This window comes from Gammaproteobacteria bacterium (genome assembly GCA_029884425.1).
Classification (GTDB): Bacteria; Pseudomonadota; Gammaproteobacteria; order S012-40; family S012-40; genus JAOUHV01.
Map to the genome: position 1 here is coordinate 1 of JAOUHV010000018.1, position 14,784 is coordinate 14,784.

The 14,784-nt window shown below is 56.7% G+C and carries 12 protein-coding genes and 1 other RNA gene; 7 read left to right on the forward strand and 6 right to left on the reverse strand.

The window, feature by feature from the left end:
• The 3 genes from OEW58_06705 to OEW58_06715 all read right to left on the reverse strand — a co-directional run.
• On the reverse strand, nucleotides 1–3,419 hold a 3,419-nt coding region (locus OEW58_06705), incomplete at its 3' end, for a hypothetical protein (GenBank protein MDH5301036.1).
• Complete coding sequence (locus OEW58_06710) at nucleotides 3,409–4,074, reverse strand: DUF4194 domain-containing protein (GenBank protein MDH5301037.1); 666 nt, start codon at nucleotides 4,072–4,074, stop codon at nucleotides 3,409–3,411. The genes OEW58_06705 and OEW58_06710, both read right to left, overlap by 11 nt.
• Nucleotides 4,075–4,082: 8 nt before the next feature.
• Nucleotides 4,083–5,522, reverse strand: coding sequence for a DUF5716 family protein (locus tag OEW58_06715; GenBank protein MDH5301038.1), 1,440 nt, complete (start codon nucleotides 5,520–5,522; stop codon nucleotides 4,083–4,085).
• 171 nt (nucleotides 5,523–5,693) lie between these two features.
• Between OEW58_06715 and OEW58_06720 the strand changes: the two genes are divergently transcribed.
• From OEW58_06720 to recR, 5 genes are all read left to right on the forward strand, one after another.
• Entirely contained in the window at nucleotides 5,694–6,485 is a 792-nt protein-coding gene (locus OEW58_06720) for an RMD1 family protein (protein ID MDH5301039.1), read from the forward strand.
• 139 nt (nucleotides 6,486–6,624) lie between these two features.
• Nucleotides 6,625–6,721, forward strand: an RNA gene (gene ffs / locus OEW58_06725) — signal recognition particle sRNA small type.
• Nucleotides 6,722–6,755: 34 nt separating this feature from the next.
• Nucleotides 6,756–8,690, forward strand: a complete 1,935-nt coding sequence (dnaX, locus tag OEW58_06730; GenBank protein ID MDH5301040.1) for a DNA polymerase III subunit gamma/tau — start codon at nucleotides 6,756–6,758, stop codon at nucleotides 8,688–8,690.
• Nucleotides 8,691–8,714: 24 nt separating this feature from the next.
• Complete coding sequence (locus tag OEW58_06735; GenBank protein ID MDH5301041.1) at nucleotides 8,715–9,041, forward strand: YbaB/EbfC family nucleoid-associated protein; 327 nt, start codon at nucleotides 8,715–8,717, stop codon at nucleotides 9,039–9,041.
• Between the two features lie 12 nt (nucleotides 9,042–9,053).
• Nucleotides 9,054–9,662 (forward strand): recombination mediator RecR, encoded by a 609-nt coding sequence (recR, locus tag OEW58_06740; protein ID MDH5301042.1) that lies wholly within the window; start codon nucleotides 9,054–9,056, stop codon nucleotides 9,660–9,662.
• 22 nt (nucleotides 9,663–9,684) lie between these two features.
• Here the strand turns inward: recR and OEW58_06745 are convergent, their stop codons facing one another.
• From OEW58_06745 to OEW58_06755, 3 genes are all read right to left on the reverse strand, one after another.
• A complete protein-coding gene (locus OEW58_06745) occupies nucleotides 9,685–10,314 on the reverse strand; it encodes a TIGR04211 family SH3 domain-containing protein (protein MDH5301043.1) in 630 nt (209 codons plus the stop codon).
• Between the two features lie 122 nt (nucleotides 10,315–10,436).
• Entirely contained in the window at nucleotides 10,437–10,757 is a 321-nt protein-coding gene (locus OEW58_06750) for a PilZ domain-containing protein (GenBank protein ID MDH5301044.1), read from the reverse strand.
• Nucleotides 10,758–10,989: 232 nt separating this feature from the next.
• The gene (locus tag OEW58_06755) at nucleotides 10,990–11,610 is read right to left on the reverse strand and encodes an arylesterase (GenBank protein MDH5301045.1); all 621 of its coding nucleotides are present in this window, start codon (nucleotides 11,608–11,610) and stop codon (nucleotides 10,990–10,992) included.
• Between OEW58_06755 and OEW58_06760 the strand changes: the two genes are divergently transcribed.
• Together OEW58_06760 and OEW58_06765 are read left to right on the forward strand one after the other, a co-directional pair.
• Nucleotides 11,609–12,298, forward strand: coding sequence for an ABC transporter ATP-binding protein (locus OEW58_06760; protein MDH5301046.1), 690 nt, complete (start codon nucleotides 11,609–11,611; stop codon nucleotides 12,296–12,298). The genes OEW58_06755 and OEW58_06760 overlap by 2 nt on opposite strands.
• Nucleotides 12,298–14,784, forward strand: a complete 2,487-nt coding sequence (locus tag OEW58_06765) for an FtsX-like permease family protein (protein MDH5301047.1) — start codon at nucleotides 12,298–12,300, stop codon at nucleotides 14,782–14,784. The genes OEW58_06760 and OEW58_06765 overlap by 1 nt, the downstream gene beginning before the upstream one ends.

Genomic DNA, 14,784 nt, shown 5'->3' on the forward strand with positions numbered 1-14,784 from the left:
GGACCGCATTTACTGGTCGGCATGATGAACAACAATTGCAGGCCCAGCGACTCTGTCAAATAGTTGATCACCTCGCGTGAGCGGGTTTCATCCATTTTGGAGAACGCCTCGTCGACCAGCACCATACGCAAATGACTGTTGCCTTCGGAGAAGCGGAACGCCGAAGTAATCGCCGCTGCACGAATGATGTACGCGGGCGTTTCCAACTGGCCGCCGCTGCCGGTGCCGTATTCGCTGAGTGCGATCGGTGGTTTGCCGTCCACTTCTTTGTAAATTTCATACCTGCGATAGTTGCGATAATCGGCAATGCGCTCGAGTTCGCCCAGGGCTTTTTGCTCGTCGTCGGACAACAGCATGGCCATCAGCTCATCGCGCACTTTCTGTGATGCCTTGCTGAGTTCCGCATTGAACAGTGTCACCTCATCGCCCAGGGTCGGGTTTTTAATAACATCCTCAAAAAACTTGGCGTAGGTGCGATATTCAGGAATCCATTCGCTATCAAAGCGGAAGGTTTCGCGATCAGCTCCAAAGCGGTGATGCTGCAGTTCCTTGTTGAGCATTTCAATTTGCCGCTGGCCATCGCTGATGGACTGGTAAATGGAATGGCACAAGTTGGTGACGAAGGCGTTGTTGAAGCTGTCCTTGAGTTCTTTCAGCTTGTGGTGCTTTTCAACCAGAATGTTGTTGCGCAGCATGTTGTAGACGCGGTCGATGTCTTTTTGCAAATCGCAAATGCGGCTGAACAACTGGCTGTCGTAGTTGGCGTCCAGACCCTGATAGAAAATCCGGTCGACCGGGCGGCAGTGTTCATTGTGCTGTTGCAGCAGATCGTTCATGCGACGTTCGCTGCTGCGCAGTTGTTTGCTGATGTCTTCGCGCTGTTTTTCGGCAATGCTTGCGTTGATCGAATCGATTTCCAGCTCGGCCTGATCCAGATGATGTTGTACATCAAAATCGGTCCAGACCTTGGCGATGGCGCGCAGGTTTTCAGCGCACTTTTCAACCGCCTGTTCGGTGCTGTCCTGCAGTTGCGAAAGTTGCTTGCAGGTGTCCGTCAGTTTTTTCAGATCGGACTGAAGTTCGCCTTCATGGATGTTGAGCTGATTTTCCTGGGCGCGGAAGGCTTTTTCAGTATCACGCAGCAAGTCCAGTTGGCGTTCCATGTCGGAAAACTCAGTCAAGTCCAGATGGCTTAACCGCGTTTCCAGTTGCTGAGTTTGTTTGTGAACGCCGAGCATGTCGCTGATCAAATCGCTAAAGCGCAGCTCGCGCAGGGATTGCACGGATTTGAGCAAGTCGCTGCTTTGTTGTGCTTCGGCGCTGGTCAGTTGGAACTGACGGTTCAGGTTGGCCAGTTCGGTTTGTTTGGCGAGCAATGCGCGTTGACGTGCGGCGGCACCGAATACCAGTTCGCTGTCGTCAATGTCGCAGCGCCACATGCTGTAGTTGCCCGAACCCACGCCATCGGCGGTGATGCCTCGGCGGGTCTGGCGCAGTTCTTCGGTGTTGTCGACACGTTGCACGCTGCCATAGCTGGCGGTCAAATAATGGCGCGCAGTGGCGTGGCTGAACTCCATGATGTGAATGATGGAATTGCTGTCGAGTTTGATGCGTTGCGCGTCGCTTTGCGCAGTTTGTCCCTGAATGATGCGCGCCCGATTATCGCGGCCACTCATGTTGCGCACGATGCGGGTGGCTTCGGCTTCGTATTCGGCGGCGACGATAATGGAAAAACGCGCATTGCCAAGATAGCCTTCGATGGCGGCCTGCCAGTGGGGTTCGCTGATTTCCACGTGATCGCACAACACGCGAGGATCAGCCTTGGGGCATTGCTGGCGTATCGCGGTTATGGCGCGCTCGACGTAGGCCGGATAACTTACCTTGTGATCCTGCAGGCGTTCGACTTCGTGTTGTTTGCGCGCCAGTTGTGGTTTGAGCTGTTCCAGTTGCTGTTCATTGCGCTGGGCAACGCGCTGCAGTTGCGCCAGCACGCTGTCAGTCCACAACGATGACCACTGGTGATGCAATTGTTGAAGCTGTTGTGCCTGAATGTGCAGTTGATCCAGCGCGCGCAAATCGCCGGTCCAGTCGCGATTGACCAGCGAACGAAAATCCAGTGATTGCCGGGCATCCTGTAAAAGTTGTTTGGACAGTGAGCGGGTTTTGCCGGCATCCAGCGAAGTCAGTTCTGTCAGCAGGTCGCTGTTGTTGAGGGCGTTGTCGGTGCTGCGAACCAGTTGTAATTGTTGTTGCCAGGTATTGTCTTCCTGCAACAATTGTTGCGCCAGACTGATTAATTGTTTTTGCAAATCCTGTTGCTGTTTTTCCAGTTGATCTTTTTCCTGCAGCACACGCACGCCCAGGCGTTTGGCCTCCAGTTCAACCAGTTGCTGGCGCGCCAGTTCGCGCTGTTCGCCGATATGCTGCAACTGTTGCTTGTTTTCCTGCATGGCGCGCATCAGGTCGCGCTGTGCCTGTTTGCTGGTGGTGTATTGCTGCTGGCGCTGACGATGCTGGTGTTGCGCCAGCGTGTAGTCCAGCGTGTTTTGCGCAATCCATTGCTCGATGTAGGTTTGCGAGTGGTGTCGCGTTTGCTGCAGCAAATCGATGGAACCCACCAGACGCGCAGCATCGCGTTCCATGGCATGAATGGTTTTTAACTGGCTGGAAATGGAGTGAATCACTTCATCCAGATTTTTGCGTTCTAGAATTTCTTCGGCGACGAAGTTGTTAATGCTTTGCACCGGCTTGTAGGCCATGAAACGGGAAAACGCCCGGGCCGCCGCCACCGCTTCGTTTTCGCTGACGGCATCGTCGCGGCCACGCAGCATGGCGTACAGGCGACGCAGGTAGGCCTTTTTGGTGTCGTATTTTTCCACATGCGCATTGCCATACTGTTTGATCAGCAGTTTGGGCAGGCGATCAATCGGGGTGACGTATTTGCCGCCAATGTCTTCGCGAACAAAATCGGCCAGACTCAATTGTTCTTCGGGCAGGATCAGGAAAAATAATTCGTCCTGGCGCGCCATGTTCAGGCCGCCGGCCTGATCCAGCCAGGCGCGAATGCAAATGACCGCGGTGAAGGGCGAGGCGCTTTCGCCTTCGGTCGGATGGAATACGCCGGCGAGATAACCGTCGGTGGTGTCGACACGGGCAAAGCTGCCGTCATCACAACCTAAAACGTAGGACGACAAGGTGCGAACTTTTTTGCCGCCGCGACCGCGCTGGGTGGTTTCGTCCTGGCCGGGATTGAACTGAAATAAATTTTCATGCGCGGCGGTCATGATGGTTTGGATCGCATCGGCAGCGGTGGTTTTGCCTGAACCGTTGCCGCCGGACAGCAGGTTCACCGGCCCCATGTCAAATTCCATGTTGGGAATGTTGCCCCAGTTCACATAGATGAATTTTTTAAGAAACATAGTCGCTGTCCAGTTCTTGTTCGGGCAGAGGTTGGTCACTGCTGTGCAGTTGTTGCAGTGCCGCATCGGTGACAAAGCTGACGATCATGGGATGAATTTTTATCCAGGCATCGTGATTGTCGAATTCCATTTCCTGACGATATTCAATCAGACGCAGCCGGCGTAAACGATGGAACAGTTTTTTGCGTTCAGTGACTTTTTCCGGCAGGTTGCGGCCCAGCAGATTTTTCATGGCGATGCTGATGGCTTCCAGCGGTTCGAGCACATAGCCATGATCGTCGACCTGGCCTTCGCGCAGGGCTTTGTCGTACTGGGCGCGCAGCACCAGGATCAATGCCACTTCGTGACCGGCCAAGCGCTGGCGCAAATTGGTGTTGAGGCTGTTGTCGCTGTCTTCGCCGGGCAGCAGCGAGCCGGGTGGATAAACGCGAACAAATTCAAATCGACTGTCGTGGTACAGCTTGATGTCGATGATGGACAGATAGTCGTTGACCAGCGGCGCAATGCGCAGGAAACGATCGTACAGTTGTTGCTCGATTTGATTTTCGTTGCGCACCAGCACGCCGTAGTTGAGCAGGCGAATGATCAGTTCCTTGAACTCGCCAAGGCTTAGATTGGCTTTTTCCAGTGCGATTTGCAGTTGTTCGGTAATCATGCTCGGGCTCAGGTTGGGCTGTGTTGCAGCTCGATGGTGAAATCATCCATGCGGCTGAAAAATTCATTGCTGACTTGTTCGCCAGTGAATTGCAGTTTGAAACGGAATTCACTCGACAGGTGATTGCTGGCGGCGACTTCGATGGCATGCGCCAGCATCAGCAATTCGTTGGCATTGTTGATCGGCAATTGGCTGCTGCGAATGACCTGCTGGTTTTGCAGCGCCTGGAAAATGTAATTTCGCAGTTGCTGCGAGTTAAAGCTGAACGCCTGATCGATGACTTGCTGCAAATACAGATTGCGTCGCGCATCCTGATCAATCTGGCCGTGATCTTCGCTGTCGGTATTGAGTCGGCGTTCCATTTTTCGATCGGGCAGACGCAGGCTGTCGGGATCGACAAAACCCAATTGGAATTCGGCCAGCAAGTCGCCCACCTGTTGCAGGCGCTGATCCTGTTCGGTTTCGCTGAGTTGCGCCAGTTGCTGGCACAGCGGCAGCAATTCGCTTTGCGCACCGCCGCTGTTGAAACTGAGTTGGCGAATGATGATGTCGGCGCGGCGGGTGAAACCATGCAGCGCATGGCGCAGTGCCGGCAACATGATTTCGGCGGCGCGATGCAGGCGCTGGTCGATGTTGTCGAGAATTTTCAGATAAATCGACTGGCGCGGATCATCCAGTAATTCGGGGGCCAGTTTGCGCAGCTCGCGTTCGGCGTCGGCTTTGAATTCGCTGCGTTTGCGTCGCGCCTTGTTGGTCAGGTCGGTGATCTGGTCGCGATATTTTTCGACGCTGTCGGCGGATAAACGCACCGCCAAATCCGGCATGAAGCGATTTTCCATGAACTGGAAAAATTCATCGCTGGCACTTTGGATCAGTTGCTGGGCTTCGACTTCTTTGACCAGTTGGCGTTTGCGTTCGTCGAGTTCGGCAATAACGTCAGTGAAGTCGCTGATGATGCGTTCGGAATATTCAAACGCGTCGAGTAAATCGTAGGCTTCGCCCTTGTCGAGAAAACTTTGCAGCGAATTGCGCGTATTGCGGGTGTTGCGATGCCGGGTGCGAAAGCGTGCGCCGCTGGTTTCCAGCATGGGCTGGGTGAACAGGCGACCGAAGCGGCTGAAGGCGTAACTGCTGCTCAGGCTGGCTTCGTCGATCTGGCGTTCCAGCCAGCCGTATTCCAGCAACAGGTTGAGTATCCAGCCGGAGTGTTCGCGCGGGGTGCGGGCGGGGCTGGCGTCTTCGCCGTCGTCGTCCAGGATGGGGCTGCGGGCGATGGCTTCCTGAAACAGTTCGATGATCTGGTCGCGGTCAAAGCTGCGGCTGTATTCGGCCAGCGAGCTGTAGCAACGGGCGTAGAGCAGCTTCAGGCAGTCCATGACCTGCTCGCGGTATTTGCCGTTGAGGGGGCGGAAAAAGTGATTACGCTGCTGCTGGAAGAAACTGCTCATGGGGCGCAATGATAGCCCGTTTGGCGGTCGGAGGCATCAGTCTTTATGGGTGTGAGTGAGTACTTGCAATCGTTTGCTTGAAAAATGATCGCTGCTGGCGGTGTGGGCGTCGGCTCGCATTTTGCTGTGCTGTTGTTAGACCTACAACCTGGCCACAATAAAGCTAACTATATGGATAACAGAGAAGTTTTTGTCGTTTGTCTGGGCAAGCAGTTCGCCTTTGCGCAGATGCAGCAGCAGTTGCTCTCCCAATACCGCTCGGCCCTGTATCGCAACGTGCTGTACCTGGAATGGCGCGATGGCGAAGTGTTTGTCTTCGATTACGGCGTGGCGGTGTTCTGGGGACTGAGTTACGACGAGCGTGCCGCAGTGCAGGATAAGCTGCTGGATTATGCCCAGGAGCCGTTGTCGCAGCCGGTAGAGGACTCGTTTGAGTACGAGCTGGGCTGTGGCGATACCAGTCTGCGCAATGACCTGATCAGGGTGGAAGACGACGAGCTGATGAGTCGACTGGCGATTTCCCACGGCCTGGCGCAGTCGGTCAAGCTGGGCCAGTTTGAGTCCGAAGTGCAGCAAACCATTCAGCAGACCGAGCACATTCCGGCCAACATTGCCCGGGTGGGGGACACGCAGATGAATCGCGGCGATATCGCCAAGATGCGTGGCCGGCTGTTTATGACCAAGAGCAATATTGTGCTGCAGTACGATTTGCTGGACGTGCCCGACTTCTTTTGGGAATACCCCGAGTTGCAACACCTCTATGACAAAGTGGTGCTCTATCTGGAGCTGAGACAGCGGCTGGATGTGCTCAACAAGCGACTGGAAACTATCCACGAGCTGTTCGAGATGATGGCCGATGAGCAGAAGCACAAGCACTCGGCGATGCTGGAATGGATCATCATCTGGTTGATCGCCATCGACATCGTATTGATCATGCTGCACGACATCTTCAAGCTGTTTTAACGGCGGGCTTGCCCCAGCGGCCAATAATCAGGATAATGGCGCCCTCTTGTCGGAATGTCGCCGCTGTCTTGTTCACACGCGGTTACGCGATTCCAACATGCTGAAATCATTGAATTTCAGTGAAATTTATGGTGACCCGTGCCGGTCCCCTCGCGACGATATATTGTGAACCCGGTCAGGTCCGGAAGGAAGCAGCCGCAGCAGTAGATTCGTGCGCCGAGGTAGGGCGGGTACGGGCCGCCGCCCAATTCAGTCAGATACCAGGGCCATATGAGTTACCAAGTACTGGCACGCAAATGGCGGCCCCGCATATTTTCTGAGGTGGTGGGACAGGAGCACGTACTGCGTGCACTGATCAATGCCCTGGACAACAACCGCCTGCATCACGCTTATTTGTTCACCGGTACCCGCGGCGTGGGCAAAACCACGCTGGGGCGCATTCTTGCCAAATCCCTGAACTGCGATAAGGGCGTTAGCGCCAGTCCTTGTGGCGTCTGCTCGGCCTGTCAGGAAATCGATCAGGGTCGCTTCGTTGATCTGCTGGAAGTGGATGCCGCGTCGCGCACCAAAGTGGAAGACACCCGCGAACTGCTGGAAAACGTCCAGTACGCCCCGACCCGTGGCCGCTACAAGGTGTACCTCATCGACGAGGTGCACATGCTGTCCAATCACAGCTTTAATGCGCTGCTCAAAACCCTGGAAGAGCCGCCGCCCCACGTAAAATTCATTCTCGCGACCACTGATCCGCAGAAACTGCCGGTGACGATTTTGTCGCGTTGTCTCAAATTCAATCTCAAGGTAATACCGCTGGCCCAGATCGTGGGCCACCTGTCCAATGTGTTGGGACAGGAAGGCGTCGAATTCGATTCTGCCGCCATCCGTTTGGTGGCGCGTGCCGCTGCCGGCAGTATGCGTGATGCGCTGAGTCTGACCGACCAGGCCATTTCCCACGGTGCCGGTGCAGTGCGCGAGGCCGAAGTGCGGGCGATGCTGGGTACCATGGATCGCAATGATGTCTCCGGCTTGTTGCAGGCACTGGTGACCAAAGACGGTCGAGCCCTGTTGGCGCGGGTGGACGAATTGGCGCAGATGGGCAGCGATTTCATGGCGGTGCTGGAAGAATTGCTGTCGGTGCTGCATGCCGTGGCGCTCAAACAAGTGGTGCCCGAGCATCCGCTGGAAGAGGCGGGCAACGAAATCCTGGCGCAGCAGTTGTCGCCGGCAGATGTGCAGTTGTACTACCAGATCGCGCTGACCGGGCGTCGTGATTTGCCGTTGGCACTGGATGCCCGTGCCGGTTTTGAGATGACCCTGATTCGCATGCTGGCGTTCGATCCGGAAATGTTTGCCGCGACTTCCGCCAAGGCACCCAGCAGTGGCAAGCACGCTCCGGCGGTGATGCCAGCGGCCGAGCCGGTGTCAGCGCCGGCCGTGCGGGCGACTGAGGTGGCGGCCGAGCCTGCGCCTTTGCCGACAACGCCCGCTGCCGCACCGCAAGCCACGGCTGCGCGCGGCGAGAAATCCGATTTGCCCAGTCCGCTGGCGGCGGCGCGTGCGGCCCTGGCCAAAAATAATTCGGGCAAGTCCGCGCCACGTGCCATGCCTGCTGCCAGTGCGCAACGGGTGGCTCAACCTGCGCGCCCTGCGCCGATGGCTGCGCCCGTTGACGAGGAACCTCCTCCCTACGTGAGCGATGTGCCGCCCATGATGGACGCGCTGGAACCGCCGATGATGGATGAGCCGCCACCCTGGGGTGAGGCGATGCATGCCACTGCGCCGGTCAATACCCCGCCCGTCACGCCAAGTGTGACTTCTGCGGAACCCGCCTGGAGTCAGGTGGTGGCCGCGTTGCAGGTCGGGGGCGTGATTCGCCAGTTGGCGTTGAATTCCACCCTGGTTCGTCGCGATGGTGCGCTGTTGACGCTGGGAATTGCGCCGTCACACGAACAATTGGCGAGCAAGGACAAACTGGAGCGTTTACAGGACGCGCTGAGCGAGTATTATCAGCAACCCATGCGGGTTGAGATCGTGTTGCAAAGTGGTTCGGGCGAAACTCCGGCGATGCAGGCGCAGCGCGAGCGCCAGGAGCGTCTGGCCCAGGCCGCGACAGCGATAGAAAATGATCCCGCCGTGCAGGCGATGAAACAGGCTTTTGGTGCGCAACTGGACCGGACGTCGATCCAGTTGCCCGAAGACAAACACTAGTCACTGATTATTGAGGAGAGAACCGTGTTCAAAGGTGGAATTGGTAACCTGATGAAGCAGGCCCAGCAGATGCAGGCCAACATGCAAAAGGCACAGGAAGAACTGGCGGCGCTGGAAGTCACCGGCAAGGCGGGTGGCGGCATGGTGACGGTGGTGATGACCGGTCGTCATGATCTGCGTCGCGTTTCTATCGATGACAGCCTGATGAAAGAAGACAAGGAAATGCTGGAAGACCTGCTGGCGGCGGCGGTGAATGACGCAGTGCGCACCCTGGAAGAAGCCACCAAGCAGAAAATGGCGGCAGTTACCGGTGGGATGGAATTGCCTCCTGGCATGAAGATGCCTTTCTAAGTCTTTTTGACCATGTCGTATCACACTGCCGATGGCTCGTTGCTGTCCCGCCTGATGGAAAGTCTGCGCTGTTTGCCTGGGGTTGGTCCCAAGAGCGCGCAGCGCATGGCTTATCATCTGCTGGAACGGGACCGCGAAGGTGCGCTGGCGTTGTCGCACGCACTGGCCGAGGCGATGGAGCACATCGGCCGCTGTGCATCGTGCCGGACGTTTACCGAGCACGAGCTGTGCTCGATTTGCCGCAACAGCAGCCGCGATGCGTCCCTGCTTTGCGTGGTCGAATCGCCGGCGGATTTGTCGGCCATTGAGCAGTCCACCGGATTTCGCGGGCGCTATTTTGTCCTCATGGGGCGCCTGTCACCCATTGATGGAATAGGCCCGAATGAGCTGGGACTGGATCAGTTGGAAAAACACCTGGACAGTGGCGATATCCGCGAAGTGATTCTGGCGACCTCTGCCACGCTGGAGGGGGAAACCACCGCGCATTTCATCAAGGAAATGGTGATGCGTCGCGGCATCGCTGTCACCCGCATTGCCCATGGCGTACCCATGGGCGGTGAGCTGGAATTCGTCGACGGCAACACCTTGTCGCGAGCATTTGCAGGGCGACAAACGCTCTAGGTTTTAAGCCGGTGGATTGTGATTACAGTCCGCCCCAGTTTTTCTTGCGCTGGCTCAGGCGTGGACCGAACATGCCCAGCAGTACCCCACCCAAACACAGTCCGGCACCCAGCAAGAACCAGCGTTGACTGGATTGATCGGACAACTTGATGTTCTCCTGTTTCAGACCGTTCATTTCCCGCTGCAATGCCAGTGTCTGCGCTTTGAGTTTGGTGGTTTCGTCATTGGGGTCAACAATGACGTCGGTAGTGGCTTGGGTTGGCGTGAATTGCACTTGCTCATGCTGTTGCTGCAGTGCCACGAGCTGATCATTGAGTGTCTGCGATTTTAGTTTTTCTTCTTCCAGCAATTTTTCCATGCGCTTGAGGCGACCGCTGAGTTGATCTTTGCCGGCGACGGCTTGCTCGGACAGGTAGCGACGAACAACCCAGCCTTCCTCGCCGCTTTCGGTGCGCACATGAATCATGCCGTTATTGGCGCTGTCATCCACGGTTTCCAGACGGGTGCCTATGCTTATATTTTTAACCACGCTGCTGTCAGCGGTGGGGCCGGCACGCAGTGCGATGTCCAAATTGTCGGAAACGTACAGGGTGGTTTGGGCGAAGCTGGCGCTGGATAACAGCAAAAACAGTGGCGCGACTATCGTTTTCATTCTTGGCCTTTGCGCGGAGTGGCATGTATGCACATTGTTGTTTTTTTGACGGAATATTGCAACTGTAAGAAAACGACGACAGCCGGCAGCATTGTGCTGTCGACTGCAGTCGTTTGGTTGGGTTAATGATATGCGGGAATTAACAAATGACTTTCTGTGAAAGCCAAAGCATCGAATTTGAAGTTTTCAAACAGTAAGCCGATTCCATCCTCTTTGGTGTGACGCACCGTGGCCCGTGCATTAATAATGCGGCGGTTTTCTCCCAAGGGATAGGCAAAGGAGACAGAAACTATGTCGTTACGATATACCAACACCCGGCCGGTTTGCACAAACATACCGTCGGCGGAAATATCGCGGGTTTTGCCCATGATGAGACCCAGTGGACCGTATTGCAGTGCGACACCAAATTTGATGGCTGCGCGCTCACTCCAACGATTGTCCATAGATTGTCCTCCAACAACTAAAAAAGTGAGTCGGAGACCGCTCCACAGGTTTTGCAGAGGCAAGATTCCCAACGCACTCTTTCATTTTTAGACCTTGATTGATCGTTTTTCAAGCACTCAGAAAATCATGAAATGCGGGGCCCTGGTTGTGGGCGTGGGAACTGAAAGCACGTGCAGGCCCCGCAGAATTCAAGTGACGTTAGTCATTAGGCTGTAAAAACAGATGGTTGGATCAGCTTTGAGGTGGCAGCATCGGCAGTAACGCAGGCCAGACATTATTTAGCATTTGCGGCTGGCCCTGTGCGTTGGGGTGGATCATGTCGGCCAGAAACAGCTCGCGTCTGGTTTCCAGTCCGGCGAGAAAAAAGGGAACCAGCGAGGTTCGGGTTTGCTTTGCCAGTTTGGTATAGGTCAGGGCAAAGCCCTGGGTGTATTGCGGGCCGTAATTGGGCGGAATTTGCATGCCCAGCAGTAGAACCTTGGCGCCGATGCGCTGTCCTTGTTCTATGATGCGACGCAAATTGGTTTCCATGGCATTGAGCGGCAGCCCGCGCAGGCCATCGTTGCCGCCCAGTTCGACAATAAGAATGGCAGGGCGATGGCTCAAGGCTTGTTCCAGGCGCGCCAGGGCCGAGCCGGTGGTGTCGCCACTGATGCTGGCATTGATCACGCGGTGCGGGTAGTCTTGCTGTTTGAGCCTTTGCTGCAGCAGGTCCACCCAGCCTTCACCGCGTTGCAGGCCAAAGCCGGCGCTGAGGCTGTCGCCCAGTACCACGATTACCGGCGGGGATGCGCTCCAGCCCGCTTGACTGAACATCCACAAACTGACAACGAGAAGTAACCGTCTTACCATGACTGACTCACCTGATAACCTCATCCTGAAAGTAGAGCAACTGACCAAGTGGGTGGAAAGCCCGGAAGGTCGGCTGGATATTCTTCGTGACGTGAATCTTACCATTATGGCCGGGCAAACGCTGGCCGTACTGGGGGCCTCGGGGGCGGGAAAATCCACCTTGCTGGGTATTTTGGCCGGTCTGGACGTGCCCAGCAGTGGCAAAGTCTGGCTAAAATCGCACGACTTTTTTCAGCTTAATGAAGATGGACGCGCACGCTTGCGCGGCGAGTTGATGGGCTTTGTGTTCCAGTCGTTTCAGCTCTTGCCCAGTCTGACCGCGCTGGAAAATGTCATGTTGCCGCTGGAATTGTCGGGGCATCGGGATGCCCGCGAGGCGGCGATGGCGACATTGCAGCGTGTCGGCTTGCAGCCGCGAGCGCTGCATTACCCACGACAATTGTCCGGTGGTGAACAGCAGCGCGTGGCGATTGCGCGAGCGTTTGCCGGACGGCCGGCGATTCTGCTGGCCGATGAGCCGACCGGCAATCTGGATGGTCACACCGGCGAGCGCGTTATCGATTTGCTGTTTGAACTCAATCGCGAACAGCACACCACTCTGGTGCTGGTGACGCACGATCTGGACTTGGCGCAGCGCTGTCAGCGGCGCGCGCGTTTGGCCGACGGCAGTTTGCACGAGGAAGCATAATGACATCTCCTTTGCGCATGGCATGGCGCTTGTTGCGCCGCGAGTGGCGGTCTGGCGAGCTACGGGTGTTGGCTTTGGCGCTGTTGATAGCGGTGGCGGCGGTGACCTCGGTAAGCTTTTTTACCGATCGCGTCGAACGGGCATTGTCGCAGCAGGCGAACGATTTGCTGGGCGCAGATTTGTTGCTCAGTGCCGGTAATGAATTTGCGCCGGCGTACGTGCAGCAGGCGGCCAAGCTGAATTTGCAGACCTCGGCGTCGATCAGTTTTCCCAGCATGGTGATGACGGATCAGGCCAGTCATCTGGGCATGATCAAGGCGATTGACGATCACTTTCCGTTGCGTGGCCATGTGCGGGTGGCGGACAAATTGTTTGCACCGGATTATGAGCTCGATCGTGTGCCTCATGCCGGCGAGATCTGGATGGAAGGTCAGATCATGAGCGCGCTGGGGTTGCAGGTGGGCGACCGGGTGGCGTTGGGGATGCGCGAATTTACTGTGGGTGCGGTGTTGACCACCGAGCCCGGCGTGGGCGGGATGTTTACCCTGGCACCGCGGATATTGTTCAACATGAGCGATTTGGCGGCCACGGAGCTGGTTCAGCCGGCGAGCCGGGTGAAGCATTATCTGCAAGTGGCGGGTGAACGCTCTGCGGTTGCCGAGTTCCGCGCCTGGGTTGCGCAGCGCAATGACGTGGGTGTGGCGGCGCAGGGTGTGGAGGATGCCCGTCCGGAAATGCGTCAGGCGCTGGATCGTTCCCGCCAGTTTTTGGGCCTAGCGGCGCTGACCTCGGTATTGCTGGCAGGTGTGGCGATTGCGTTGGCGGCGCGACGCTTTGCCCAGCGGCATCTGGATCATTGCGCGATATTGCGCTGTTTGGGTGCGGTTCAGGGATATGTGCTGAAAATCTATTTGTGGCAACTGGTGCTGCTCGGCCTGATTGCCAGCCTTTTGGGGTGTGCGCTGGGATTTGTTGCCCATTTGCTGCTGGTGGATTTGTTGGGCGGCTTACTGGACATTGCCTTGCCAGCGGCGTCATGGACCTTGTTGTGGGTGGCGATGGTGACCGGCGTGATGACCTTGCTGGGGTTTGCCTTGCCGCCACTGTTGCAGTTGCAGTCGGTGCCGGCGCTGCGGGTATTGCGCCGCGATTTGGGCCAACTGGGGGCGCCAGGCTGGATCAGTTATTCGTTGGGTTTGCTGGTGCTGGCGGGGTTGATGGTCTACCAGGCTGGTGAACTGCGGATGGGCTTGCTGCTGGTGGCCGGGACGCTGGTGGCGCTGCTGGTGTTGTGGTTGGTGGCGCAGTTGCTGGTGGCGCTACTGGGTCCACTGCGCGCACGCACCGGCGGTGCTTGGCGCTTTGGTCTGGTGAATATTGTGCGGCGGCGTCAGGCCAGCGTGGTGCAAGTGGTGGCCTTCGGTTTGGGTTTGATGGCGCTGTTGCTGCTGGCGGTGATTCGCGGTGATTTGTTGGCGCAGTGGCAGAACAGTATTCCGGATGGCGCGCCCAATCGTTTCATCATCAATCTTCAGCCGGAACAAGTACCGGCGATGCGGATTTTCTTTGCCGAAAATGGCCGTGATGCACCGCTGTTGTGGCCGATGGTGCGTGGACGTCTGGTGGCCATTGGCGATAAGCCGGTGGTGGCACAAAGCTACGCCGATGATCGTGCCCGGCAGTTGGCGACGCGGGAGTTCAATTTGTCGTGGACCGATACGCTGCCCAAGGCAAACAAGCTGCTTGCGGGCCATTGGTGGTCGGGGCAGGGGCATGAGTTTTCAGTGGAAAGTGGTGTTGCCAAAGCTCTGGGAATCCAGCTGGGCGACGAACTGCATTTTGAAGTGGCGGGGCAACGCTTTTCGGCGCGGGTTAGCAGTCTGCGTGAGGTGAGTTGGGATTCGTTTGAGCCGAACTTCTTCGTGCTGGGATCTCCGGGTAGCATGGATGGACTGCCAGCAACGTATATGACGGCGCTGTATCTGGGGAGCGAGGATTATACCCTCCTCAATCAAATGCTTCAGGCTTTCTCAAATGTGTCGGTGATTGACGTGGCGGCGATCATGACCCATGTGCGCAACGTCATTACGCGGGTATCCAATGCGGTGGAATACGTATTTGGTTTTACCTTGTTGGCGGGATTGATGGTGCTGTATGCCGGCATACAGTCGACTCATGACGAGCGCCTGCAGGAGAGTGCCATTGTTCGGACCCTGGGGGGGCAGAAAAAACAGGTGCTGCAGGCGTTGTTGATGGAGTTTGTGCTGCTAGGTGTGCTGGCCGGGACACTGGCGGCAGCGCTGGCGAGTGCGTTGGCCTGGGGGTTGGCCACCTGGGTGCTGAAAATTGACTACCATTTCAATGCGCTGGTCTGGCTGCTAGGTGTGGGCGGCGGTGCGCTGGCGGTGGGATTGGCGGGTGTGCTGGGCAGTTATCAAGTGGTACGCCAACCGCCGCTGACGACGTTGCGGAAACTGTCGCTTTGA

What these genes read in the sequence shown, in the direction of transcription:
- OEW58_06710 (MDH5301037.1), bottom strand. Translation starts at nt 4,074, where the DNA reads ATGATTACCGAACAACTGCAAATCGCACTGGAAAAAGCCAATCTAAGC.
- OEW58_06715 (MDH5301038.1), bottom strand. Translation starts at nt 5,522, where the DNA reads ATGAGCAGTTTCTTCCAGCAGCAGCGTAATCACTTTTTCCGCCCCCTC.
- OEW58_06720 (MDH5301039.1), top strand. Translation starts at nt 5,694, where the DNA reads ATGGATAACAGAGAAGTTTTTGTCGTTTGTCTGGGCAAGCAGTTCGCC.
- dnaX (MDH5301040.1), top strand. Translation starts at nt 6,756, where the DNA reads ATGAGTTACCAAGTACTGGCACGCAAATGGCGGCCCCGCATATTTTCT.
- recR (MDH5301042.1), top strand. Translation starts at nt 9,054, where the DNA reads ATGTCGTATCACACTGCCGATGGCTCGTTGCTGTCCCGCCTGATGGAA.
- OEW58_06745 (MDH5301043.1), bottom strand. Translation starts at nt 10,314, where the DNA reads ATGAAAACGATAGTCGCGCCACTGTTTTTGCTGTTATCCAGCGCCAGC.
- OEW58_06750 (MDH5301044.1), bottom strand. Translation starts at nt 10,757, where the DNA reads ATGGACAATCGTTGGAGTGAGCGCGCAGCCATCAAATTTGGTGTCGCA.
- OEW58_06760 (MDH5301046.1), top strand. Translation starts at nt 11,609, where the DNA reads ATGACTGACTCACCTGATAACCTCATCCTGAAAGTAGAGCAACTGACC.
- OEW58_06755 (MDH5301045.1), bottom strand. Translation starts at nt 11,610, where the DNA reads ATGGTAAGACGGTTACTTCTCGTTGTCAGTTTGTGGATGTTCAGTCAA.
- OEW58_06765 (MDH5301047.1), top strand. Translation starts at nt 12,298, where the DNA reads ATGACATCTCCTTTGCGCATGGCATGGCGCTTGTTGCGCCGCGAGTGG.